At 63.6% G+C, this 24812-nt stretch carries 22 protein-coding genes and 1 tRNA gene; 6 read left to right on the forward strand and 17 right to left on the reverse strand.

Annotated elements, in window-relative coordinates; genetic code table 11:
* The first annotated feature begins 42 nt into the window (after window positions 1-42).
* Both NKI31_RS17990 and NKI31_RS17995 read left to right on the forward strand, forming a co-directional pair.
* Window positions 43-483 (forward strand): phospholipase A2 family protein, encoded by a 441-nt coding sequence (locus tag NKI31_RS17990; RefSeq protein ID WP_023684130.1) that lies wholly within the window; start codon window positions 43-45, stop codon window positions 481-483.
* Complete coding sequence (locus NKI31_RS17995; RefSeq protein WP_352652231.1) at window positions 480-2630, forward strand: phospholipase D-like domain-containing protein; 2151 nt, start codon at window positions 480-482, stop codon at window positions 2628-2630. The genes NKI31_RS17990 and NKI31_RS17995 overlap by 4 nt, the downstream gene beginning before the upstream one ends.
* A gap of 102 nt (window positions 2631-2732) precedes the next feature.
* On the opposite strand, the gene NKI31_RS18000 is transcribed toward NKI31_RS17995, so the two are convergent.
* From NKI31_RS18000 to rsfS, 8 genes are all read right to left on the reverse strand, one after another.
* A complete protein-coding gene (locus NKI31_RS18000) occupies window positions 2733-3989 on the reverse strand; it encodes a D-amino acid dehydrogenase (protein WP_023668705.1) in 1257 nt (418 codons plus the stop codon).
* A gap of 93 nt (window positions 3990-4082) precedes the next feature.
* Window positions 4083-5228: an alanine racemase gene (alr, locus tag NKI31_RS18005; protein WP_352652232.1), complete on the reverse strand. Its 1146-nt coding sequence runs from the start codon at window positions 5226-5228 to the stop codon at window positions 4083-4085.
* Between the two features lie 74 nt (window positions 5229-5302).
* The gene (locus tag NKI31_RS18010) at window positions 5303-5818 is read right to left on the reverse strand and encodes an RNA pyrophosphohydrolase (RefSeq protein ID WP_352652233.1); all 516 of its coding nucleotides are present in this window, start codon (window positions 5816-5818) and stop codon (window positions 5303-5305) included.
* Between the two features lie 2 nt (window positions 5819-5820).
* Entirely contained in the window at window positions 5821-7002 is a 1182-nt protein-coding gene (locus tag NKI31_RS18015) for a divergent polysaccharide deacetylase family protein (RefSeq protein ID WP_352652235.1), read from the reverse strand.
* A gap of 183 nt (window positions 7003-7185) precedes the next feature.
* On the reverse strand, window positions 7186-8511 hold the full coding sequence (locus tag NKI31_RS18020) for a S41 family peptidase (RefSeq protein WP_023668701.1): 1326 nt from the start codon (window positions 8509-8511) through the stop codon (window positions 7186-7188).
* 1 nt (window position 8512) lies between these two features.
* Window positions 8513-9871, reverse strand: a complete 1359-nt coding sequence (locus tag NKI31_RS18025) for a murein hydrolase activator EnvC family protein (RefSeq protein ID WP_023668700.1) — start codon at window positions 9869-9871, stop codon at window positions 8513-8515.
* Window positions 9872-9993: 122 nt separating this feature from the next.
* Window positions 9994-10476: a 23S rRNA (pseudouridine(1915)-N(3))-methyltransferase RlmH gene (gene rlmH, locus NKI31_RS18030; RefSeq protein WP_023684125.1), complete on the reverse strand. Its 483-nt coding sequence runs from the start codon at window positions 10474-10476 to the stop codon at window positions 9994-9996.
* A 62-nt stretch (window positions 10477-10538) separates the two neighbouring features.
* Entirely contained in the window at window positions 10539-10916 is a 378-nt protein-coding gene (gene rsfS / locus NKI31_RS18035) for a ribosome silencing factor (protein ID WP_023668698.1), read from the reverse strand.
* 241 nt (window positions 10917-11157) lie between these two features.
* Between rsfS and NKI31_RS18040 the strand changes: the two genes are divergently transcribed.
* Window positions 11158-12012 (forward strand): mechanosensitive ion channel family protein, encoded by an 855-nt coding sequence (locus NKI31_RS18040; protein WP_352537831.1) that lies wholly within the window; start codon window positions 11158-11160, stop codon window positions 12010-12012.
* A 15-nt stretch (window positions 12013-12027) separates the two neighbouring features.
* Here NKI31_RS18040 and NKI31_RS18045 read toward each other — a convergent pair whose 3' ends face one another.
* The 5 genes from NKI31_RS18045 to obgE all read right to left on the reverse strand — a co-directional run bounded on the left by NKI31_RS18045 (window position 12028) and on the right by obgE (window position 17634).
* Window positions 12028-13296, reverse strand: coding sequence for an MFS transporter (locus NKI31_RS18045; RefSeq protein WP_502899151.1), 1269 nt, complete (start codon window positions 13294-13296; stop codon window positions 12028-12030).
* An 84-nt stretch (window positions 13297-13380) separates the two neighbouring features.
* Window positions 13381-13968, reverse strand: a complete 588-nt coding sequence (locus tag NKI31_RS18050; RefSeq protein ID WP_023684122.1) for a nicotinate-nucleotide adenylyltransferase — start codon at window positions 13966-13968, stop codon at window positions 13381-13383.
* A 163-nt stretch (window positions 13969-14131) separates the two neighbouring features.
* The gene (locus tag NKI31_RS18055; protein WP_352652237.1) at window positions 14132-15418 is read right to left on the reverse strand and encodes a glutamate-5-semialdehyde dehydrogenase; all 1287 of its coding nucleotides are present in this window, start codon (window positions 15416-15418) and stop codon (window positions 14132-14134) included.
* A gap of 3 nt (window positions 15419-15421) precedes the next feature.
* Window positions 15422-16600, reverse strand: coding sequence for a glutamate 5-kinase (gene proB / locus NKI31_RS18060; protein ID WP_352652238.1), 1179 nt, complete (start codon window positions 16598-16600; stop codon window positions 15422-15424).
* 2 nt (window positions 16601-16602) lie between these two features.
* Window positions 16603-17634 carry a GTPase ObgE gene (obgE, locus tag NKI31_RS18065; RefSeq protein WP_352652239.1) on the reverse strand — a complete coding sequence of 344 codons (1032 nt, stop codon included), beginning with the start codon at window positions 17632-17634 and terminating at the stop codon, window positions 16603-16605.
* Between the two features lie 167 nt (window positions 17635-17801).
* On the opposite strand from obgE, the gene NKI31_RS18070 reads away from it, so the two are divergent.
* On the forward strand, window positions 17802-18665 hold the full coding sequence (locus tag NKI31_RS18070; RefSeq protein WP_023728671.1) for an endonuclease/exonuclease/phosphatase family protein: 864 nt from the start codon (window positions 17802-17804) through the stop codon (window positions 18663-18665).
* 192 nt (window positions 18666-18857) lie between these two features.
* Here NKI31_RS18070 and NKI31_RS18075 read toward each other — a convergent pair whose 3' ends face one another.
* The 3 genes from NKI31_RS18075 to NKI31_RS18085 form a co-directional block, all read right to left on the reverse strand.
* On the reverse strand, window positions 18858-19445 hold the full coding sequence (locus NKI31_RS18075) for a GNAT family N-acetyltransferase (protein WP_023700237.1): 588 nt from the start codon (window positions 19443-19445) through the stop codon (window positions 18858-18860).
* Between the two features lie 132 nt (window positions 19446-19577).
* Window positions 19578-19847 carry a 50S ribosomal protein L27 gene (gene rpmA, locus NKI31_RS18080; RefSeq protein WP_015315190.1) on the reverse strand — a complete coding sequence of 90 codons (270 nt, stop codon included), beginning with the start codon at window positions 19845-19847 and terminating at the stop codon, window positions 19578-19580.
* Between the two features lie 99 nt (window positions 19848-19946).
* The gene (locus NKI31_RS18085) at window positions 19947-20654 is read right to left on the reverse strand and encodes a 50S ribosomal protein L21 (RefSeq protein ID WP_023693165.1); all 708 of its coding nucleotides are present in this window, start codon (window positions 20652-20654) and stop codon (window positions 19947-19949) included.
* Window positions 20655-21023: 369 nt separating this feature from the next.
* Here NKI31_RS18085 and NKI31_RS18090 point away from each other — a divergent pair.
* Window positions 21024-21113: transfer RNA gene (locus NKI31_RS18090), tRNA-Ser, on the forward strand.
* A 138-nt stretch (window positions 21114-21251) separates the two neighbouring features.
* On the opposite strand, the gene NKI31_RS18095 is transcribed toward NKI31_RS18090, so the two are convergent.
* Entirely contained in the window at window positions 21252-23231 is a 1980-nt protein-coding gene (locus tag NKI31_RS18095) for a putative bifunctional diguanylate cyclase/phosphodiesterase (RefSeq protein WP_352652240.1), read from the reverse strand.
* Between the two features lie 267 nt (window positions 23232-23498).
* Here NKI31_RS18095 and NKI31_RS18100 point away from each other — a divergent pair, with 267 nt between their 5' ends.
* Complete coding sequence (locus NKI31_RS18100; protein ID WP_352652241.1) at window positions 23499-24545, forward strand: class I SAM-dependent methyltransferase; 1047 nt, start codon at window positions 23499-23501, stop codon at window positions 24543-24545.
* The last annotated feature ends 267 nt before the right edge of the window (window positions 24546-24812 follow it).

Here is a 24812-nt window from a genome sequence, read left to right on the forward strand (position 1 = left end):
CGCCGGGTGGGACACTTTTTTGCAAAGCTGGTGCGGATCAAAATGCGAGCGGTGCTCGCCATCTTGCCGCTTGTCGCGCTTTCCGCCTGCGCCAATCCATGGACCGAAGTTCCGGAAGCCGAACTGCCCAAGCCGGTCCGTATCGCAATGGCCCGCCCGTCGCCTTTCGTCTTCGGCAATTATTGCGGTCCCGGCACCCGCACCGGCGACCTCTCGGCTCGCCCTGTCAATCGCCTCGACAGCGCCTGCCAAATCCATGACGCCTGCTACATCGCGCGCCATAATCATTGCGACTGCGACGGCGCGCTCGTCGCCTCGGCAAAGGCGATCCGTGATGACAAGACAGCGCCGAAAAAGATGCGCGGCGAGGCCGAGCTTTTGATCGCCACTTTCGCGCTTCCCGTCTGCAAGGTGTTTCCGCAAGGCTTCCTGCCGCCGCGCGATCCGGCTGAACTGAAGACGATGAACGGTGCGACCGGATGAACCGCGCCATCTGCCTGGCCTTGGCCGGGCTGGGGCTGGCGGCCCTTGCCGGTTGCGCCGCCCCGATCCGGCACAGCTGCGATTTCTTTCCCGATGCGAAGGATTGCGGCCGGCCGTCGCTATCGGCCGACACGCCGGGACCGCAGACTGCAGCAGCAGCGTTTTTCGGCGATGCCGGCGCCCGCGACTATGAAAGGCAGTTTCTGGCGCTGCTCGCCCACAACCAGATCGGCGCCATCGACAGGGCGAACGGCACCGGTCCGTTCGGCCATGACCGCCACGCCATCGCCAACCGCGATTTCCAGGCCACCTACCGGACGCTGGAACGGCTGGCGAAACCGGTCACCGCCGAACAGATGCCGGCAGAGGGCAAGCCCGGCGAAGGCCATTTTGACGGCCGCTGGCGGGTGTCGCGGCAGACGCTCTATGTCGACGCCGCCGCGCGGCCCTCCGCGCCAAAGACGTTCAGCTTTTCCGGCCTGCAGGCGCGCTCGGTCGAGATCGTGATGCGCCAGGCGGGAAAGCAGCCGGTTGAGATATCGGGCGTCTGCGACGGTGCGCTGGCGTTTCGCGCCGGCGGTGGCTCGCGCAGCGTGGCGAGCGGCGCCGCCTTCCGGCTCCGCCTGTCGGCCGGGCAAACCGTCTCCATGTTCCCCAGATTTGACCTGAACCGCTGCAGCCTCAAGCTCAGTTCCAGCCTGGCGCCGGCAGGCGCCCCGCTCACCATCCTGCGCGAAGAGGTTGCCTATCCGGCGATAGCCGCGCTCGACAGCCGCTACGAGCGTTGTCCAGTGCCCGATCCATCCCGCCTGGATAAGCTTGCCAGCGTCTTTTACGCCGGCCGCTGGCTGTCGCAGACCTGTTCGCTGCCGCTCGGGTCACCGCGCCTGTTACGCAAGTCGCGCGACGGCTTTAACGCCAAGGTCGAAGCGCTGCTCGGCGCGCTTTTACCCGACAGCGCCTTCGACAAGGCCGACCCCGAACTGCCGCTCGATTTCTCGCGCGCGCCGAAACTCAAGCTGGTCTATCTGTCGTCGCTGGAGTTCAAGGCCGATTTTTCCGGCCGCGTCATCGAGCGGCTGATCCGCCATCACGCAGGCCTCGGCACCAAAGTGCGCATCATGGTCACAGACGTGCTGGAGCGCGACAAGGACGACGCGCTGCTGCACCGGCTGGCGGCCGATTATCCCAATGTCGAGTTGCAGGAATATCGCTGGCGGGCCGACCACGGCGCGCCGGTCGACGAGCAACTGTCACAGCTGCACAAGACCCATCACGTCAAGATGCTGGCGACACTTGCCGAGGATCCCGCCCGCTCGCGCGTCATCATCGGCGGCCGCAACATTCATGACGGCTTCCTGTTCCACAAGCCGATCGACCTGTCGCGCTATCCGAACCTCGAGCAATACGGCAAGACCGACGGCCTCTCGCTCAACTACTATTCGAACTGGAGCGATTTCGACATCGAGTTTGCCGACCCGGCCACGGTCGAGACGCTGGCCGCGCATCTCTCGACATTGTGGCTGCGCGACGCCGACACCAACATTGCAAGGCCCTTCTCCATTCCGGTGCGCTCCGACAGCCGGCGCCCGCCGGGCACGGTGCGCCATTTCATTTCCGTGCCCTACGAGGACAACCATGCGCTCGAGACCTATTTCGTCGAGCTGATCGACACTGCCCGGCACCATATCGAGATCGTCAATCCCTACCTTAATCTGACGCCGAAGCTCAGCCTGGCCATCGAGCGGGCGCTGGCGCGCGGCGTCAGGATCGACATTGTCGGCCGCATCGACCTCAAGGGCGATATTGGCGGCAAGCTGCTGACCGCGCTCAACAAGCTGTTCGTCGAGAAATATGGCGACCGCATCAACATCCGCGAATTCAAGGCGCCCGATGTCGTGCTGCACTCCAAGATCATGATGATCGACGAAAGGCTGGTGACGATCTCGTCGGTCAATCTCAACAACCGCAGTTTCTTCCACGATCTGGAGAACGGCATGACGGTGCTCGACCCTGCCTTCTACGCCAGGATGCAGCCGGTCTACGACGACTATGTCGCCCATTCGAATCCGGTATCGACCAAGGTAATGATCCCCTGGGCCTACCGGTGGCTGTTCTCGAAGGGCTGGGTGAAGGAGGCGTTTTGAGGGGCTGGCGAGGCTGAAGGAATGCCGTTCTGTAGCGATCCTTTACACCCCTCTGTCCGGTAGGACAGAGGGGTGCTGGCCCGCCAGCTTTAAAAAGCACCCCTACCTCAAATACCGCTCCGGCCCCAGCTCCCGCACATCGATATCAGGCACCTTGCTGGAGATGATGTCGGACAGCACCTTGGCCGAGCCGCAGGCCATGGTCCAGCCAAGCGTGCCGTGCCCGGTGTTGAGATAGAGGTTGGAGAACTCGGTGCGGCCGACCAGCGGCGGCCCGTCCGGCGTCATCGGCCGCAGCCCGCACCAGAAGGACGCCGCCTTGAGGTCGCCGCCATCCGGGAACAGATCGCCGACCGAATGTTCGAGGGTGCGCCGGCGCGATTCATGCAGCCTGAGATCGAAGCCGGAAATCTCCGCCGTGCCGCCGACGCGGATGCGGTCGCCGAGCCTGGTGATCGCCACCTTGTAGGTTTCGTCCATTACCGTCGACACCGGGGCGGCGACCGCGTCCTTGATCGGAACAGTGATCGAATAGCCCTTGACCGGATAGACCGGGATCGGGCGCCTGAGCAGGCGCATGAAGCGCGCCGAATAGCTGCCCAGCGCCAGCACATAAGCGTCGGCCGCGCGCGAGCGCTGGTCGGTGCCGACGCTGACGATGCGATTGCGGTTCTTGGAGAAGCGCCGGATCTGCGTGCCGTACTCGAACGTGACGCCGCGCGCCACGCAGAGCTCGGCCAGCCGATCGGTGAACATCTTGCAGTCGCCAGTTTCGTCGCCGGGCAATCTCAGCCCGCCGACAAACTTTTCCCGCACGCCGGCCAGCGCAGGTTCGGCGCCAATGCAGCCTTCGGGATCGAGCAACTCGTAGGGAACGCCATATTTCTTCAGCACCTCTACATCGCCGCCGGTGCCGTCGAGCTGCTTTTGCGTGCGAAACAGCTGCAGCGTGCCCTTGGTCCGCTCGTCATAAGCGATGCCGGTCGCCTCGCGCAGCGCCTTCAGCGTGTCGCGGCTGTATTCGGCGAGCGGCACCATGCGCGCCTTGTTGATGGCGTAGCGATCCGCGGTGCAATTGCGCAGCATCTTGATGAGCCATGTCCACATATACGGATCGAAGGCCGGCCGCACCACCAGCGGGCCGTGCTTCATCAACAGCCACTTGATTGCCTTCAGCGGGATGCCGGGGCCGGCCCAGGGCGAAGCATAGCCCGGCGAGATCTCGCCGGCATTGGCGAAGCTGGTTTCCAGCGCCGGCCCTTTCTGGCGGTCGAACACCGTCACCTCGTGGCCGGCCTCGGCGAGATAATAGGCAGTGGTGACCCCGATAACGCCGCCGCCCAACACGAAGATCTTCATCGCATCACTCTCCACGACGACTTCCGTCAGAGGGCCGCCGCCTCCTGTCTGCCGGATTCTGCGGCGTCCGCCAAGGGGCGGCGTGTCGCGGCTCTATTCGTTGATATAGCGGCGGTGGAAGCGGGGGCCGAGACTGGTCAGGATTTCATAACCGATCGTGCCGGCATGACCGGCGGCGTCATCGACGCTCTGCGAGGGGCCCAGGAGTTCGACAAGGTCGCCCTCGCGCAGCCGGCCGGCCGGCAGGGCCGAGATGTCGAGTATGATCGAATCCATCGACACCCGCCCGACAAAGGGCAGTCGCACGCCGTCGAGCCAGGCAGCCGAAGCCGCGCGCCGGTGCCAGCCATCGGCATAGCCGAGCGAGATCGTGGCCGCGCGCAAGGGACCGCTGGCCAGAAACGCATGTCCGTAGCCGACGCCCGCGCCCTTATCGATGCCGCGTGTCTGGATGATCTTTGCCTCGAGCCGCACCACCGGCAGCATCGGGTTCGCCTCATCAGGCGTCGGATTGATGCCGTAGAGCGCAGCGCCCGGACGCGCGAGGTCGTACTGATAGCGCGGCCCAAGAAAGATGCCGGAGGAATTGTCCAGCGACGCCGGCGCCTTGGGCAGCATTTTGCGCAGCCGTTCGAACTCTTTGAGCTGCGCGTCATTGGCCGGATTGCCCGGCTCGTCGGCGCGGGCCAGATGGCTCATGACGAGAACGACATCGACGCCGGCGAAAGCATCGGCCGTAAGCGCCTCGACCTCTGCCGGCGCCATGCCCAGCCGCGACATGCCGCTGTCGACCTGGATGGCGGCCTTGAGCTTGCGGCCGGCCTTCTGGCCGGCTTTGCTCCACGCCTTCAATTGTCCGCCACTGTTGATGACGGGAACAAGGTCGGCAGCCACCGCTTCGGGTTCCGAGCCCGGCGGCAGCCCGTTCAGCACATGGATTTCCAGCTTCGGTCCGAGTGCGTCGCGCAGCGGGACACCCTCGGTGAGATGAGCGACAAAGAAGCTGTCGCAGCCTTCGGCAACCAGTGCCGCCGCCACTTGCCGCGCGCCGAGCCCGTAACCGTCGGCCTTGACGACGCCGGCGCAGCGCACGCCGCCGAGCTTTGCCTTGAGCCGCCGGTAATTCTCTCGGATAGCGCCGAGATCGATGGTGAGAATGGCGCCGGCCGCCGCTTCGCTGATCGGCTGCAAGCCGGATTCCGGTGCAGAATGCAATGACTTCCCTGAGGCGCTGCTCATCCCCGCTCCTGACCAGAGCACGAAACAAACCCTATCAGTAAGGACAGATCATGGACGTCGCAACAGCGAGCCGCCTAAGCCAAATGCCGGAACGCCGTCACCACATCCTCATAGACCTTGCGTTTGAACGGCACTATCAGATCGGGCAGGTCCTGCATTGGCCGCCATGCCCATTCATCGAATTCGGCGGTGTGGCCGCCCGGCGGCGGATTGATATGGATCTCGCTGGCCTCGCCGTGAAAGCGGTAGGCGAACCATTTCTGCGTCTGGCCGCGATAACGCCCCTTGAGGGCGATGCCGACCAGATCGGGCGGCAGGTCGTAATTGATCCAGTGCGGCGCCTCGGCCAGCAGCGTGACCGAGCGCATGCCGGTCTCTTCATAGAGCTCGCGCCCGGCCGCCTGCAGCGGCTCCTCGCCCTCGTCGATGCCGCCTTGCGGCATCTGCCAGAGCTGCGTGGTCCCGGCGAATTCGCTGTCCGGCTCGGCGATGCGGTGCCCAACCCAGACCAGCCCGTCGCCATTGAGGATCATCAGTCCTACGCAAGGGCGGTAAGGCAGCGTCTCGGGGTCGACAGGTTTCTTCGTCATGATCAGCCTTTTTCCGGGTCGATGGCCACCGCCGAGATCGGCACGATCTCGATGCCGCGCTTTTTCGCTTCGACCGCCCAGAACGCCACGGTGTCGACGGTGAGGTCGAAAGCCGAGCCGATGCCGACGGCGGAGCCTTTCGCACGCGCGGTCGCTTCCAGCGCGTCGAGCTTTTTCAGGATGGCGCCGCGGTCCTGCACGGCGTCGATTGCCGTATCGCCGGCGACGAACGGCACACCGTCCTTCAAGGCGAGATCGGACGCCAAGCTCCGTGCGGACGAGCCGTCATCGACATAGGCAAGGCCGCGCTTGCCAAGCTCGGCCATGAACGGCCCCATCGCTGTCGCGTCGGCCGAAAAGCGCGCCCCCATATAGTTCATGACGCCGGTATAGTTGGTGGTCCGCGACAGCGCCCAGCGCAGATTCTTCAGATTGTCGTCCTGGCTTGCCGCCACTGTCAGCGTGTTGCGGCCGGGATTGACATTGGGATAGTCGAACGGTTCGAGCGGCACCTGCATGACCACCTCATGCCCGCTCTGCCGTGCCGCCTGCATCCACCGGCCGATGCTGTTGCCTTGCGGCGCAAAGGCCAAAGTCACTTCAGCCGGCAGCTTGGCGATTGCCGCCTGCGTGCCGGTCTGCGACACGGCAAGCCCGCCGATGACGATTGCCACGCGAGCGCCGCGCGAACCCGACCACGGCCGCGCATAGACATCGAACGGCCGCCGGCCGTCAGCGGCGCGAACCGGGAGTGGGCCGGTGTCGCTGGCCTCGATCAGCGCCCTGTCGGGGATATGCGCGATCTTCAGGTTCTGGCCGATCGTCGACGGGTCGTGGATGACAATGGCTGCATTGGGCGGGCCGTCACCCTCCTGGGTTTGCACATGGATGATCTGCGGACCGCTGGCCTTGGGCGTTTCCGCCTTCGGCGCTGCCGCCGTCGCTTGAGCAGTGGGTGCTGCGGCCGCGGGCTCGGCCGCCGCCGTCACCTTTGGCGTCGAGACCGCGATTGCTTCCGGTTTGCGGAACGGCTTCTCGCGCAGCGCGATCGCGCCGGAGATGCCGACCGCGGCCAGCACGACCAGCGTCGCCGCGACGGCGACAGCGCTGATCCCGCGCGACGCAGCACGCGGTCGGGCGGCCTGTCCGAGTGGGCGTTCGATGTCCTTGCCGATGTCAGCCAAGCCGCATCCCCGGGCGCATGATCGGCGAAATCTTTTCGCCATGCGCAGATCCAAAACTGACGGCGCGTCCCCTGCGCCTTTTGAGGCGCAGCGCCCAGCGGTCCCCGAATCAAACTGCCGGAACCTCACGGTCCCGGCAGCATTGCATCGCTTCGATTGGGCAGCCAGAGCTACCAGTCGATTTTACTGGTTGAGCACTGCCTTCTCCGGATTCGGCGGGAATGCCGGATCGGTCTTCTGGCCGCGCAGCAGCTGTTCGGCATAGATCAGCTGCAGATCGTCCTTCGGATCCGGCGGCACATAAGCAGCCGAGCCCGAGCCGGTATCGCTCTCGTCGGCGCCCTTGATATGGCCCTTGAGGTCCGATTCGCCGCGCGTCAGGTCCCTGCCCTGCAGTTCGGGCGGCAGCGGCTGGTCGACCTTGATATCGGGCGTGATACCCTTGCCCTGGATCGACTTGCCGGACGGCGTGTAATAGAGCGCCGTCGTCAGGCGCAGCGCGCCGTTCTCGCCAAGCGGGATGATGGTCTGCACCGAGCCCTTGCCGAACGACTGCGTGCCGACCACTGTGGCGCGGCGCAGGTCCTGAAGCGCGCCGGCGACGATCTCGGAGGCGCTGGCCGAACCGCCATTGACGAGCACGATCAGCGGCTTGGCGCCGATGTCGTCGCCTGCCTTGGCGTCGAAGCGTGTGACGTCCTTCGGGTCGCGGCCGCGGGTCGAGACGATCTCGCCACGGTCGAGGAAGGCGTCGGACACGCTCACCGCCTGGTCGAGCAGGCCGCCCGGGTTGAGGCGCAGATCGAGCACATAGCCCTTGAGCTTGTCGTTCGGCACCTGCTTCTTGATGGTGTCGATGGCATTCTCGAGGTCGTCATAGGTCTTTTCGGTGAAGGAGGTGATCTTCATGTAGCCGATGTCGTTCTCGACCCGGAACTTGACCGCCTTGACCTTGATGATATCGCGCACCACCGTCAGCTCGATCGGCTTGTCGGCGCCTTGGCGCAGGATGGTCAGCTTGATCGGCGTGTTGACCAGGCCGCGCATCTTTTCGACTGCATCGTTGAGCGTCAGGCCGCGAACCTCTTGGCCGTCGATCTTGGCGATATAGTCGCCGGCCAGCACGCCTGCCTTGGCAGCCGGGGTGTCGTCGATCGGCGTGATCACCTTGACCAAGTCGTTCTCCATGGTGACCTCGATGCCGAGGCCGCCGAACTCACCCTTGGTCTGCACGCGCATGTCCTGCGCCTGCTCGGCATTCATGTAGGAGGAGTGCGGGTCGAGCGAGGTGAGCATGCCGTTGATGGCGTTTTCGACCAGCGACTTGTCGTCCGGCGGCGTCACATACTGCGCCCGCACGCGCTCGAAGATGTCGCCGAAGATCGCCAGTTGCTTGTAGGTCTCGGAGCCTGCAGCGTTCGCCGTCGAGCCGGGCGCGCCATAGACCAGGCTCATCGCTGACGCGCCCATCAGCGCACCGGCAATAAGAAGCGACAGTTTCCGCATCATTTCACGTCCTTCCAGAGAAGCGGTCCGCCCACCATGGGGTCGGATCGACGGGTTTTCCATCCTTGCGGAACTCGACATAGAGTTCCGGCGTGGCATTTCCATTCTTCGAGGCCGAGGTGCTTGCCACCCGGGCCTCTCCCATCGCGCCGACCGGCTCTCCTGCGAGCACCGACTGGCCAGACGCGACGCTGATTCTGCTCATCCCCGCCAGGACGACATGATAGCCGTCTCCCGCATTGAGGATCAAGAGTTGACCATAGGAGCGAAAAGGCCCCGCATAAAGCACATTTCCGTCCGCCGGTGCCGTGACGATGGCTCCCGATTGTGTCGCAACCATGTCGCCAAGCATCACCGCGCCGTTACCGTCATCGGCCCCGAAACGCAGCTTGATCTTGCCGGTGACCGGCAGCGAGACTTGTCCCTGAAGTGCCGAAAACGGCGCGGCGGCGGTGAGGCGGTTGCCTTCCGGCACGGGCAGCGAAGCCAGCTCCGTCGACGCGGTTGTGCCTGCATCGGCGTTATCGGCGTCCGGCTTATCGCTGTCGGCCGCTTTCTGTTCGCCTGCCTTGACGGCATCCGCCGCCTTGCGGCTCTTGTCGGCTTCAAGCGAAGCGATCAGCTCTTTCAGGCTGCCGGCCTTGGCCGCAAGCGCCTGGGACCGCTGCTTTTCAGCGGCCATCGCCGTCCAGGTGTCCGCCTCGAGCTTCTGCTTGGCTTCGAGCAGCATGGAGAGGCGTTTCTTTTCCGCCGTCTGCTCGCCGACCGCCGCTGTCAGCCGCGTCCGCTCGGCCTCGATCGAGGCCGTCACCCGGGTCTGTTCCCTGAGGTCGGCCAGCAATTTGTCGGTCTGCTGGCGCAGTTCGGGCACCACTGCGCCGAGCAGGATGGCGCTGCGCACCGACGACAGTGCGTCTTCCGGCTTGACCAGGATCGCCGGCGGCGGATTGAGCCCCATGCGCTGCAGCGCCCCCAGCACCTCGGCCAGCACGTCGCGCCGCGCCGCCAGCGAGACACGGATCTTCTGTTCCTCGCCCTTCAGTCCTTCGAGCCTGGCGCCGATATCCTCGATGTCCTGGCCGAGCTTCTGCTCGGTCATCGCCGACTGGATAAGCGCCGCGGTGATCGAGGCATGGTCCTTCTTGACCGAAGCAATGTCGGCGGCGAGCTTGGCCAGCCGTTCGGACGACAGCGTGATCTCGGCCGACACCTTCTCATATTCGGCACGGCTCAGATCGGGGTCGGGCGCCACGTCCAGCGTATTTTCGGCCCGCGCAAGCCCGAGCGACAGCAAAACCACCGCTGCAGCGATGCCGCAGCGCGCGTGCCGGAAGCCCGTTCGTGATTTCCCGTTGTCAGCCATTGAAGCCCGACTCTATGCGTGGCTTCGTTAACGAACCATCAACCATGATCGAACCGAAGCCTAGCACAAAACAGCCGCGCATTGGGGCGGAAATCCGGACGATTGATCCTCGACCCACTGATTTACGAACGGTGGTAGGGATGTCCCGAAAGAATCGTTGCCGCCCGATAGAGCTGCTCGCCCAGCATGACGCGCACCAGTTGGTGCGGCCAGGTCGCCGCGCCGAACGAGACTATCAGCTCAGCCTGATCGCGAATCGACTGGTCGTGCCCGTCGGCGCCGCCAATGGCGATGACCAACGCCTTGCGTCCGCCATCGCGCAGCTGGCCGATACGGCTGGCGAAATCGTCTGAGGACAGGTTTTTGCCGCGTTCGTCGAGCAGGAACAGCGCCGTGCCCGGCTGCAGCTGTGCCTGCAGCTTCTGGCCTTCCTCGCGGCGGCGCTCATTGGCGTTCTGGGCTCGTCCCTCGGCGATCTCGGCGACACCAGAGAATTCGAACCCGATCGCCGGGCCGCTCTTGGCGAAACGCTCGAAATAGCGGTCGGCGAGTTCTCTCTCGGGGCCGGCCTTCATCCGGCCCACGGCATGAACTGCTATCTTCATCCCTGCCTCGGCGAGCTTTCAATCCATGTCGCACCCAGGATGGTTACGACATGAGACGGAGCTCAGTGCAAGGTCTCTTCCTCAAGGTCCGGCGCCTGCCACATCTTTTCAAGATTGTAGAATTCGCGGACTTCTGGGCGGAAGACATGGACGATGATGTCGCCTGAATCGATCAGGACCCAGTCGGCGCCGGACAGCCCCTCGACGCGCGCCGTGCCGAGACCGGCATCCTTGAGCGCCTTGAGCAGGTGGTCGGCGACAGCCGAGACATGACGGTGTGACCGGCCCGACGCGATGACCATATAGTCGCCGAGGCTCGATTTCCGCTGAATGTCGATTGAGACAATATTTTCGGCCTTGGAGTCTTCCAGACTGGCAAGGACTGTCTTGATGGCACGGGACACGGCGTCATCTACGCTGATCCTGGCCGGCGAAGGCATGACGTCAGCCTTCTTCCGCAATGCTGTTCTCAGTGTATTTCCTTTCGCAGCAAGAACAACCAAATCACCCACGAAATCAGGTGACACCCTATAGATAGGCAGAGTTCCCTTGCAGTTTCAAGACGGGAGGCCCTGCCACCGCGAACGCAGTGCAAGACTTCCGGTTCCGGAGCCTTGAGAAAAATCGGAACCCATGGCCGCGGCAGGGGTTATCGACACACCCCCCAAACGGATTTTCCTGATGCCAATCGACCCCCAGAACACGCTGCTCACCGTGCAGGCTGGCCTTGCGCAACTCAGCACGCTGATCGTTTCCTATTCCTTCTCCGCCATCGGCGCCATCATCCTGCTGGTCGTCGGCTATCTCGTCGCCGGGCTCGCAGAACGATCGATCTCAGCCGGCCTCGGCCATATCCATGGTTTCGACGCGACGCTGCGCCATTTCTTCTCGAAGATCGTGCGCTACGCCATCCTGATCCTGGTGGTCATCATGGTGCTCGGCCAGTTCGGCGTTCAGACGGCCTCGATCATCGCCGCCATCGGCGCCATCGGGCTGGCAATCGGCCTGGCGCTGCAAGGCACGCTGCAGAACATCGCCGCAGGCATCATGCTTCTGGCGCTCAGGCCATTCCGCATCGGCGAATATGTCGAGGTCGGCGCCATTTCCGGCACCGTCGAGGAAATCGGCCTGTTCGCCACCAAGCTCCGCACGACAGACGGCGTCTATGTGCTGGCGCCCAATTCGACGCTATGGAACCAGCCGGTGCGCAATTTTACCCGCAACGGCGTGCGCCGCGGCGATATCACGCTGAGCATCGGCTCCTGGAACGACATCGACTTGGCGCAGAAAACCATGCTGGGCGTTGCCGGCAGCGAGCGCCGCGTCAAGCGAGAGCCGGCGCCGATCGCCTTCGTTGCCACCGTGGGCGATGCCAGCGTCGCCATCACCTTGCGCTATTGGACCACGGCGGCGGATTTCTTCGCCACCCAGATCGATCTCACCAAACGCGTCAAGCAGGCCTTCGACGCCGAAGCCATTTCGGTTCCCGCACCTCCGCCGGAGGCCCGACAGGAAACTGCCGCCACCAGGCAGTAGGAGCTGTGAAACCGTTCAGCGCTGATCTTCCGGGGCGTAGGCGAGCTCCACCGGCAATGGCGCCTGCGCCGACATCGGCGCGAAACTGCCGGTCGCCGTGGCGGGAACGGCCTGCGTCGTCGCCACTCGCCACAGCACGAACAGGCAGAACACGGTGGCGATGATGATCGCCACATAGATGAAGGCCTGCGTTCCATAGACGGCCGACAGGGCCGTCACGATACCTGGCACGATGAAACCCGACAGCGACCAGGCAAACAGCAGCGAACTCGACAGCGCCACCATGTCGTCCTTGCCGCCGCGATCGGCGGCGTGTGCGCTGGCCAGCGAATAGATCGATTCCGAAGCGCCGTCCCAGATCACATAGATCACCACCAGCACCGCCAGAGCGCCACCGTCAAAGCCGATAGCCAGAATACCGGCAACGATGGCCAGTGCCGCAGCGCCGGCCAGCACGTAACGGCGATCGGTACGATCCGAAATCCAGCCGAGCGGGATCTGCAGGATCAGCGTGCCGACGGGCATGGCCGACAAAAGCAGCGCCACATCGGCCTGGCTGTAGCCCTTGGCCGTGGCATGGATCGGTGCGAACCCGGCGATCGCCATCGACAGGCCGCCGACGGCCAGCATGCCGGCCACGCCGACCGGCGAGATCCGCCAGGCGCGGCCAAGCGCCACGGAGGCTGCGCGAGGTGGCGGCGGTTGAGCCAACCGCGTCATGCCGACCGGCAGGATCGACACCGCGGTGAAGGCAATGCCGATCAGCGGCGCCTGCGCCGTCGCGATGTCGACCGCCGTCAGCAGGGCATAGCCGACGCCAAGTCCGGCGACATAGGCGACGTAAAACACCGCCATCACCCGGCCGCGAATGGCGTTTGCGACGGCATCGTTGAGCCAGCTCTGGGCGACGATGAACAGGCCGCATATGGCAAAACCGTAAAGCGCGCGCGCCGCGATCCACAGCAGCGGGTAGGTGCCGGCGCCAATGGCAGCATTCGACAGCGCTATCAGCGCCGACAGCACCATGAAGGCGCGGGCGTGCCCGACGCGGCGCACCAGCGGCCCGGTCAGGATACAGCCGGCAAGTCCGCCGGCAGACAGGCCGGTGATGATCAGCCCGGCCCAGGTCGGATCGAAGCGCTCGACGCCAAGCCGGACCGGGATATAGGCGAACATCAACCCGTTGCCGACCGCGATCAGCGCCATCGACATGATTACGCTGGCAATGGCGATCACGGGCGCCGGCGGGGCGCCATGATTGTGGTCGATGTCGGTCTGGTTCACTGAATTGGCCATATCCAGCGCAGCATCGCCCAGCGGATCGCGAAAGGCCGCCGTAAAAGCGACATCGGCGATCTGGCTTAGGAGTTACCCCTTGGCTTGCTTGCGAATAGCACTCGATGACAGCGACGAACGCGGGCCGTGAATAAAAGTCCAGGCCGGCGCCTTCATGCGGGCGAGCCGGGGCGCGTCACCCTCGTCGACGCGGGCATAGTCGAAGGTTTTGGCCACGACCGAGGACAGGAAGGACAGCGTCGCGCCCGGGCGGTCGATGACGGCGATCGGGAAGGTCATGACGATCTGGCGCCAGCGCTGCCAGCGGTGGAAATCGCGAAGCGAGTCGGCGCCCATGATCCAGACGAAGTCGACGCCGGGATTGCGTGCCTTGACCAGCGCCAGCGTGTCGGCGGTGAAGCGAATATGATGCGCCGCCTCGAAGGCGGTGACCTTGATCTTCGGGTTCTTGGCGATCTGCTCCGACTGCAGCAGCCGGTCGCTCAGCGGCGCCAATTCCCTCGTGCTCTTCAGCGGATTGCCTGGAGTGACCATCCACCACAATTGGTCGAGCGCGAGGCGCCGCAAGGCAATTTCCGCCACCAGCGCATGGCCGGCATGCGGCGGGTTGAACGATCCGCCGAACAGCCCGACGGCGAGGCCCTTTTCGGCATGCGGCATGCGGAGGTAGTGCGAGGAAAGAGGCGCCCCACCCTCCCCCTTGTGGGGAGGGTCGATCCGCGAAGCGGAGCGGGGTGGGGGGATTGCAGAATTCAGCGTCGTACCCCCACCCGGCTCGCTGCGCTCGCCACCCTCCCCACAAGGGGGAGGGTAAGGCCAGCGCTCAAGGCCTCACCTGTCCCGACCCGCGCACGCGGTATTTGAACGAGGTCAGCTGTTCGACGCCAACCGGTCCGCGCGCATGCATCTTGCCGGTGGCGATGCCGATCTCGGCGCCCATGCCGAACTCGCCGCCATCGGCGAACTGGGTGGAGGCATTGTGCAAAAGGATCGCCGAGTCGATCTCGTTGAAGAACCGCTCGACCGCTTTGGTATCCTCGGCGATGATCGCCTCTGTGTGGTGTGAGGAGAACGTCTCGATATGGTCGATGGCGCCGGCAATCCCGTCGACCAGTTTTACCGCGATGACGGCGTCGAGATATTCGGTCACCCAGTCGGCATCGGTCGCCGGCTTGGCGTCGAAGAACAGCTTCATCACTTCCTGGTCGGCATGGATCTCGCAGCCTGCCGCGCGCAGCGCGTCGAGGATCGGCACCAGATGGGTGGAGGCCACAGCGCGGTCGACCAGCAAAGTCTCTGCGGCGCCACAGACACCGGTGCGCCGCATCTTGGCGTTGACGGCGATCCTGACCGCCATGTCGAGATCGGCCGAGCGGTCGATGTAGAGATGGCAGATGCCTTCAAGATGGGCAAAGACCGGCACCCGCGCCTCGCTCTGGACGCGCCCGACCAGGCTCTTGCCGCCCCGCGGAATGATGACGTCGAGATTGCCGGAAAGCCCTTTCAGCATCTCACCGACGGCGGCGCGATCGGTGGTCGGCACCAACTGGATGGCGTCTTCGGGCAGGCCGGCGGCCTTCAGCCCCTCGACCAGGCAGGCATGGATGGCGGCGGATGAATTGAGCGAGTCCGAGCCGCCGCGCAGGATCACCGGATTGCCGGCCTTGAGGCAGAGTGCGCCGGCATCCGCCGTCACATTCGGCCGGCTTTCATAAATGACGCCGACAACGCCGAGCGGCGTGCGCACGCGCTCGATCTGCAGGCCGTTGGGGCGATCCCAGGCCGCGATCACATCGCCGACAGGGTCCCTGAGCTCGGCGATTTCACGGATGCCATCCGCCATGGCACGGGTGCGCGCCGGATCGAGCTTCAACCGGTCCATGAACGAGCCGGACAAGCCCGATTCGTGTCCGTTAGAGACATCGATGGCGTTGGCATCGAGAATCTGCTGCTGGCGCGCGATGATCGCGTCGGCCATGGCGAGAAGCGCGGCATTCTTGGCGGCGGCGGTCGCAATGGCCAACGGTCGGGCGGCCGCGCGGGCGCGGCGGCCGATATCCGCCATCAGCGCGACGGTGTCATCCCCAGATTGTTCATGCAGTTTCAGCATGGCTCATCCTCCGCTTACCTCGCCCCCGGCCCATAGCTGGCCGGCAGGCCGTATCTGGTCACCCGGATCGCTCACCACCAGATCGTCCCTGTGGATCATCGCCGAGCGCGCCTCGTAGCCGAGCACGGTTTCGATCTCGGCGGTCTTCAGGCCTGCGATCCTTACGGCATCGGCGGCATCATAGGCAACCAGCCCGCGCGCGATCTCGCGGCCCTCGGGCGACAGGATCGCCACCGTGTCGCCACGCGAGAAATTGCCGCTGACCAGCCTGACGCCGGCCGGCAGCAAAGATTTGCCGGACAGCAGCGCACCGATGGCGCCGGCATCGACGGTGAGCCGCCCCGCCGGTTCGAGCTGGCCGGCGATCCAGCTCTTGTAGCCCTTCACCGGATTGGCGCTCGGCCTGAAGAAGGTGGCGCGCTCGCCACGCTCGATCGCCATCAGTGGCGACAGCCTTGTGCCGGAGGTGATGATCATGGCGGTGCCGGCGGCGGTGGCGATCTTGCCGGCATCGAGCTTGGTGCGCATCCCACCGCGCGACAGTTCGGAAGCGGCCGCCCCCGCCATTGCTTCGATATCGGGTGTAATGCGGTCGACCACCGGAATGAATTTCGCAGCGGGATCGCGCGCCGGCGGCGCCGTATAGAGCCCGTCAATGTCGGAGAGCAGCACCAGCAGGTCGGCGCCCATCATGGTCGCCACGCGTGCCGCCAGCCGGTCATTGTCGCCATAGCGGATTTCGGACGTCGCCACCGTGTCGTTCTCGTTGATGACCGGCACCGCCTTCATCTTGAGCAGCGTCGAGATCGTCGCGCGGGCATTCAGATAGCGGCGGCGCTCTTCGGTGTCGCCCAGCGTCAGCAGGATCTGGCCCGATTTCAGCGAACCCTTGCCCAGCGCATCCGACCACGCGCCGGCCAGCGCGATCTGGCCGACGGCCGCAGCCGCCTGGCTTTCTTCCAGCTTCAGCGCCCGTTTGCCGAGACCGAGAATGGTGCGGCCGAGCGCAATGGCGCCGGACGATACGACCAGGATCTCGGCGCCGCCATTGGCGAGCACCGCAATATCCTCGGCAAGCGAGGCAAGCCAGTCGCGCTTCAGGCCGCTGGTGCGGTCGACCAGCAAGGCCGAACCGATCTTGACCGTGATGCGCCGGTATTTTGTCAGCGATTGCGCCGTCATCGCTATTGGTCCCAGCGGGTCTCGACGGGAGCGGCAGCCCTGTCGCGCGCTTCGCCGACAACCGCCATCAGCGCCCGCAGCACCGCTTCGACGCCCTCGCCGGTGGCCGCCGACAGCAGCATCGGCGCGCGGCCGGCAGCGCGTTTGAGCGACGCAACCTTCTTCTTGCGCTCATCGGCATCTAGGATATCGACCTGGCTGAGCGCGACGATCTCGACCTTCTCGATCAGCCCATTGCCATAGGCGTCGAGCTCGGCGCGCACGGTCTTATAGGCTTTGCCCGGATTTTCCTCCTGCGCCGAAACCAGATGCAGAAGTACACGCGTGCGCTCGACATGGCCGAGGAACCGGTCGCCGATGCCGACACCCTCATGCGCGCCCTCGATGAGGCCCGGAATGTCGGCGATGACGAATTCGCGCGCATCGATGCGGGCAACGCCGAGACCTGGATGCAGCGTGGTGAAGGGGTAGTCGGCGATCTTTGGCTTGGCTGCGGTGACGGTTGCCAGAAAAGTCGACTTGCCGGCATTGGGCAGCCCGACCAGGCCGGCGTCGGCAATCAGCTTCAGCCGCAGCCAGACATTCATCTCTTCGCCGGGCTGGCCCGGATTGGCGCGGCGAGGCGCCTGGTTGGTCGAGGTCTTGAAATGCTGGTTGCCGAAACCGCCATTGCCGCCCTTGGCCAGCAGGAAGCGCTGGCCGACCATGGTCAGGTCGCAGATCAGCGTCTCATTGTCCTCGGCAAACACCTGGGTTCCGGCCGGCACCTTGAGCGTCACATCGGCGCCCTTGGCGCCGGTCATGTTGCGGCCCATACCGTGGACACCGGTCTTGGCCTTGAAGTGCTGCTGGTAGCGATAGTCGATCAGCGTGTTCAGCCCATTGACCGCTTCCAGCCAGACATCACCGCCGCGGCCACCGTCGCCGCCATCCGGGCCGCCGAACTCGATGAATTTTTCGCGCCGGAACGACACAGAGCCGGCGCCACCGTCGCCGGAGCGGATATAAACCTTGGCTTGATCGAGAAATTTCATTGGACTACGCGGTTTCTGTTGGCCTTGCGGCTTTGCTTTAGATCTTGCGCCTTGCTCTAAACCAAGGCGCGGCCAAGGGCGAGGCCGTTTTGCGACTAAAGCGCCGGATGCCCTTTTGCCGGGGACGCGGTAGCAGTGTTCGCGGACGGAGCTTGAGGGGCGCGGGAATGAAGGTTGTAAGCTACAACATTCAGTACGGTATCGGTCTGGATGGCCGCTACGATCTCGGCCGCATCACCGCGGCGGTTCGCGGCGCCGACGTGATCGCGCTGCAGGAAGTGACCCGCAACAATCCGAGGAACGGCAACCGCGACATGGTCGCCGAGATCGGCGAGGCGCTGCCCGAATATTTTGCCGCCTACGGCAGCAATTTCGAGGTCAATGTCGGCTCGCGCCTGGAGGCCGGCCGCGCCATCACCACCACTTTCCAGCTCGGCAACATGGTGCTGTCGAAGACGCCGATCCATCTGTCGCGCAATCTGCTTTTGCCGCGCAGCCGCAGCCTTGAGGCGATGAACTTCCAGCGCGGCGCACTCGAGGCGCTGGTCGAGACCCCGCTCGGCTTCATCCGCTTCTATTCCACGCATCTTGACCATCGCAGTCCGGTTGAGCGCGCCAGCCAGATCAGGTTCCTGCGCCAGCGCCTGTTGAACTATGCCTTCGAGGGCGGCGGTCTCTCCGGCATTCCCGAGATCGGCCTGCCGGACCTGCCCTATCCCGAAGCCTTCATAGTCATGGGCGACTTCAACATGCTGCCCGGCTCGCCCGAATATGTCGAACTCGTCGGCCGCCCGGACCATGAATTCGGCATGCCGCTGACCGCCGATCTCGCCGTCGACGTCGCCCAGCGCCTGAACACACCAGACGTCGTCACCTGGGTCGATCCCACGCGACCCGAAGACACAAGCCGCCACAAACGCATCGACTACATCTTCACCTCGGCCTCGCTCGCCGGATCGCTGAAGCGCCTGTGGGTCGACCGTGAAGCGGTCGGCTCGGACCATCTCCCGATTTGGGTCGAGATGGGCTGAGTTGAGCCCGATCCACAACCAACGTTTCCAAACCTGTCGTTTGGAGGCACGCGCTAGGTGTGTTGAGATTCAGGTCAGGCCGAGCCGAAAACACTGGTTTTCGAGAACCGGAGCGGAGTGTACTTAAGTACGTGCACCGGAAGCGCATAAAACCCGCGTTTGCAGGCCGGCCTCACCTGAATATCAAAACACCTAGAAATGCACCCAGTTTCGAAGACTGATCCAGGTCTTTCTGTCCAGCCGGTACCGCTCGACCGGCACCTGGCCGGCGACGATCGAGTTCAGCATGCCCTGGCCGGCATACTGGAAGCCGCATTTGTGGATGACCCGGCGCGAGGCCGGATTGATCACCCGCGTCGAAGCCTGCAGCACCTGGATCGAGGTCCGTTGGAAGGCGAGGTCGACCAACGCGTGCGCGGCCTCCGTCGCATAGCCGCGCTTCCAGTAGGGCTCGCCGATCCAGTAGCCGAGCTCCAGCCCGCGGTCGGTCATGTTGAGGCCGGCGCAGCCGACGAAAATGTCGGTACTGGCCAGCGTCAGCGCATAGGCGATGCCGGCCCGGCGCGATCTCGTCATAGCCAGGAAGGCGCGTGCCTCTGCCTCACCATAGGGGTGCGGCATGCGGGCCAGCATCTCGGCGACGTGACGGTTGTCGGCAAGCTCGACCAGTTGCGCGATGTCGGCTTCGCAGGGAGCGCGCATCACCAGCCGCTCCGTGGCCAGCACCGGGCAATCTATCGCGTAACTTTCGTCTTCGGTGTCTTCCGCTTCGGCAACCATTCGACGTCCTCCAGGCAAGAAAAAAGGGGAGATGGAAAACCCATCTCCCCTGATCCTTTTCCTGGCTCCATTCACTGGTTTGGCCAGACACCGGTTCCCGAGATGGGCGCCGGTTTTATAGTGCGGAACCGGCTACTCCGCGGCTTTGGTAATCGGGTTGACCGATACGTAGGTTCGGCCGTTGGCTTTTTTGTTGAAGGTGACTGCGCCGGTCTCGAGCGCAAAAAGGGTGTGGTCCGTGCCCATGCCGACATTGACGCCGGGATGCCAGGTGGTGCCGCGTTGACGGATGATGATGTTGCCCGGGATGACGGCTTCGCCGCCGAACTTCTTCACGCCCAGACGCTTGGAATGCGAGTCGCGACCGTTGCGCGACGAGCCGCCAGCTTTCTTGTGTGCCATCTAACTAACTCCGATGCGCCCTGGGGCGCTTGAATGGTCTTATGAACGCGTTCGCGTTCCGTTTCAAGTCCGATCCGGCGACCTTGTCGCCGGATCGTTTTACTTCTTCGCCAGTTCCTTGGCCTGCTCGCGCCAGTCGTTGATCTGGTCGGTGCTGAAGGGCATGTGCGCGTCGATCTTGGCCACGTCCTTGTCCGACAGCTTGGCAAGCTGGGCGAAGGTGGTGATGCCCTGCTCGTGCAGCTGGCCGGCGGCAACCGGGCCGATGCCCTTGATCACGGCCAAATCGTCCGGCTCGCCCTTCGGCGCCTTGAACAGCGGCGCGGCGACGGCGGTCTCCGTCTTGGCTTCATCCTTCGGAGCAGCCTCGGCTTTGGCTTCCTTCTTCGCCTTGGCTTCCTTCGGCGCGGCCTCGGCCTTCGCCTCGGGCGCTACGTCAGCCTTGACTTCCTTGGCTTCCACCTTGGCTGAGGCCTTCTTGGAAGGCTTGGCGCCACCCAGCAGGATCTCGGCGATCCGCACGGTGGTCAGAAGCTGGCGGTGGCCGATCTTGCGGCGCGAATTCTGCCGGCGGCGCTTCTTGAAAGCGATGACGGTGCGGTTCTTGCCCTGCTCGACGACTTCCGCCGTGACCAGAGCGCCATCGACGAACGGGGCGCCGAAGGTGACATTTTCGCCTTCGCCATGGGCGAGGACGCTGCCGATTTCGACGATATCGCCGACATTGGCTTCGAGCTTCTCGATCTTCAGGAGATCGTTGGCGGCAACGCGATACTGCTTACCGCCCGTTTTAATGACTGCGAACATTTTTTGCCTTTCGCTGTTCGGTCGGCCTCGATGAGCCGCGTCACGCGGTTCGGCCGTCTTTTTGTCAGTCTGCGGGTTCGAAAAACAAGCGGCGTGGAAGAACCCTCCACGCCGATTGCGCGCTTCCCCTAACCGAAGGTTCGGTACGAGTCAAGGCAAACGGGCGGAATCCTTGGCCACGCCGCCTCCTTGCCGCCCCCGATCCCTCCGGTCGAGGACCGGTTAGCCCCATCTGCCGACGTGGCCGCAACGCAGCCCTCCCGGCAGAGCCCGCACAGGAAGCTGAATTCCCCCGCGGATTTGGCCTTGTAACCTCCCCGCCCAGCCGTTATCTAGTGCGCCGCGCCGGCAACGGCCGACCATGACCGCGGAGAGGTGGCAGAGTGGTCGAATGCACCGCACTCGAAATGCGGCATGGGTGCAAGCCCATCGGGGGTTCGAATCCCTCCCTCTCCGCCACTACGCCCTGCGGGCTTCGGGTGGCAGGCCACCCGGAACCGAATCTGGGCGTAGGAGTGTCGCCCGAAGCTACGAAGTAGCGTAGGGGGACCGGAACGAAGCAGGATGCCCTCCGAAGCTTCAGCGTAGAGGCTGCCGCTAGGCAACAAGGCCTTGCCTCATTTGGTTTACGCCTTCGATCGGGACTGGATGCCCGGTGAGGAAGCCCTGCATCAAATTTACCCCCAGGCGCTGCAGCAATATGTACTGCTCCTCCGTTTCGACGCCCTCGGCGAGCACGACATGGCCGAGATTGCGAAGCAGCCCGACCATGTCCCGCAACAGGCTCAAGCCACGAGACGTCTGGCAATCGTGGAGGAAGCTGCGATCGATCTTGACCACGTCGAATTTGAAGCGGCGGAGCCATGTCAGGCCGGCAAATCCCGTTCCGAAGTCGTCCAGCCAGATCTGAACGCCGAGTTTTCGCAACCGCTCCACGTTTCTTACCGCTTGCGCCTCCAGAAAGATGTCACTGCCTTCGGTGATTTCGATGGCCAGTTTCTGGGGCGCAAGACCGTGCCTGCCAAGGATTTCGGTGATCCGGAGCGAAAAGTTGGGAGCCTTGAGCTGAAGAACGGAGACGTTCACCGTCACGACCGAGCCCAATCCGTATTCCGTCATGTCACCGCAGGCTCGATCGATCAGCCACGTACCCAGTTCCACGATCGCTCCGGTCTGCTCGGCAACGGGTATGAATACGGACGGACTGATCATGGTGCCGTCGAAGTCGCATACCCGCATCAGACTCTCGTGGCCCAGCACGCGTCCCGACGCCAGCTCGCGAATTGGCTGGTAGGCGACAGAAACGAGCTGGTTGGAAACTGCCACCTTCAGCAGTTCTGAAAGATTTTCGCCCGAGCGATCCTGGCTGGTGGCGTGTGGGTCGTAAATCGTGAACGTAGCCCGACCGGCAAACTTGGACGCGTAGAGTGCGCGGTCAGCTTCCTGCAGCAGGATTCTAAGCTCTATGCTCTGATCGGCGCGCGTCAACGACGCTCCGGCACTGATCGTGACGATGTTGAGCTTGTCGCCCCGGTCAGGGTGATAGATATCCAAATCCTCTACAGCGCGACAGAATTTCTTCGTTATCTCATGAAGGTGAGCCCGCCCGGTGACCTTGCAGAGAATGACGAATTCTTCTCCGCCATAGCGGGCCGCGATGGCGTTGTTGGCAGCCGCCATCTCGGAGAGGACATGGGCGAGTTTGATCAGGCAATCGTCGCCGGCCTGATGACCAAGTCCGTCATTGAACCTTTTGAAGTAGTCGACGTCGATCAGAATGAGCCCTATCTCGTCGTCGTCCGCGGCCCAGTCTTCGCGCAGCTCCGAGAATTCTCGAATGATCGCCCTGCGGTTCTTCATTCCCGTGAGCGGATCGGTGTCGGCGATTTCGGTTAGCTTTTGCCCCTTCTTGATAGCAGCCTGCTCCTGGAACTGCGCCCGAAGCGCGTGCAGGAAAGTCTGGTACCGCTCCAGGCTCAGCCGCCACGAAAGATAAAGCGACAAGACGAGGCAGTTCACGAAATAGGCCGACAGCACGATGCGGCCGGCGATGTCGGCCTGAAGGGAGAACATCGCGGCGTACACAAAGCTTGCGGCGACCGTCGCGGAGGCAAGGGCTGAAAGCCAAAAACGGAAGTTGAAGAACAGATTCGCACCCAGGATGAACACTGTGCCAAAAACCATGAAATGGGAGAGGGCATCCTGATGCTCTGTTCCAACAGCGGAGACGAGCCACCCAAGGGCACCGGAGACAATCGCCAGCGCTGCTACAAGGTGCAAGGTGGCAAGGGCAAAGCCCCGTCGGGCGACAAATTCGACAAGCGCCAGGGAAGTGATCCCTAGCGTAACGCGCGTCAAAACAAGCCGGCCGGCGACATCCGGAAAGAGAAACCAATCGAAAAGGCCATAGGCCACATAGCTGAATACAGCAGCCGCAATACCCCATCGCACAAGGCTGCGATTCTCATCGGCATCCTTCTGCAGGAACAGTGTCAGGAGTTCCGGATCGGCGGAATGCCACCGCGGACGTCCAATCGCTGCCGCCACCTTCTGGGCAACGTCCTCGCTCAGTTGCATCGCAACGCTCCTCCGCGATCTGCAGTAGCGAATGCAACAGCCGACGTCGCCTGCGGTTGGGGAATGAAGACGTCCCTGTCCGCAAGAAAAGTCAGATGTCGCTAACCGAGGGTAAACGGGCGGTTCGGATTTAGCCAGTTTGCAGGATTGATGGCCGTTCCGTTGATTAAAATTTTACTAAAATTTTATTAAAATTGTTAGCATTGGTTGGCGGCGCACCTATGCTGCTGGCCGGGGACCGGGGCGGTAAACCGGAGAGTAAACGGCATGCCTATCAAGCCAAAACTGCAGCTCGACCAATACAGCCTGGTCACCACCAGGCTGATGAAGAAACATGTTGCGACCTCCGAAGAGGCGGCTGACTCCGACGAGTTGAGGGACAGCACGGCCCAGCTCGCCCTGATACTGGACCTTGCTCATCAAGCCTTTGCGCGAAACAAACCGGCCGCCCCCGTCGTCCATCGTTTGGCGGGGCGACTCCACAAGCTCCGCCGGCAGGTTGCTCCCGCGGTCTGGCAGAAACTCGTTCCTTTGGCTCAGCAGCATCGGGTCGCGGAATATTTGCTCCAAGACCCGTTCACGCGGTGGTCGGTCGAAAAACCGCGCGGGTATTCAGGCGATGCAGGCCTGCTGGATATTTACTACAAGCATCCGATCGCCGACGAGATCGTGGCCTCGTCGACCTTACTTGGTCGGCAAATTTATGCGTACACCAGTGAAGCTGCCAGTTCGGTGGCGGGGCGCGAGCGGCGGGATATTCTGGCCAGGACCGTGGACGAGACGGCCAGCAGTGTGGAAAAGGCTGAGGTGCTGGCGATTGCCTGCGGCCACCTCAGGGAAGCCGAACGCTCCGACGCGTTGGCCAGGCATAAACTGCAACGTTGGATCGGCCTGGATCAGGACCCCGTCAGCGTAGCCATGGTGAACCACGACTTTGCCGGCACGGCAGTCGAGGCAGTCCAGGGTTCCGTACGCGGCATCCTACGCCGCGCCTACGCCCTTGGCACATTCGATCTCGTCTACGCATCGGGGCTTTACGATTACCTGCCGCGTGCCATCGGCGTCCGCCTGCTTCAAAGAGCCATGGAACTTGTCAAGCCCGGTGGCGAATTCCTGTTTGCCAATTTCAGCGACGAGATAACGACGGATGGTTACATGGAGACTTTCATGGATTGGCCGCTCATCCTACGTTCGGCCGACGATATGTGGGACATCATCAATGCCGCCCTCGGCGGGAGTCCTTTCGACGCGAAAGTCTACTATGGCTCGAACCGGAATATCGTTTACGGCAAGGTGAGGAAGGGCGATCTCTAACTAGGCGCGGGAATCGCGCGCGCATCCCCGTAGCAAGGTAGGTCTGCCATGACGAGGCCATGTCTTCGCCGGCTTTCCGGCGACGGGCGAGCAGCTCGTCCGGGCTGCGGTCGGCCTCTACGCCGTGTTCGTTCTGCTGCCGCCATACAGATGTGGCGGCGGTTCCAGCAGCACGACGGTGCTGCCCGCTCGGCGGGCTGCGTCTGGCCGTGTTGCTGGCACTGCCGCTGATCGCCAGGCTGTCGGTCGTGCAATGCAACGCGACTG

The organism is Mesorhizobium sp. M0659, assembly GCF_040320605.1.
In the GTDB taxonomy this organism is placed as follows: Bacteria; Pseudomonadota; Alphaproteobacteria; order Rhizobiales; family Rhizobiaceae; genus Mesorhizobium.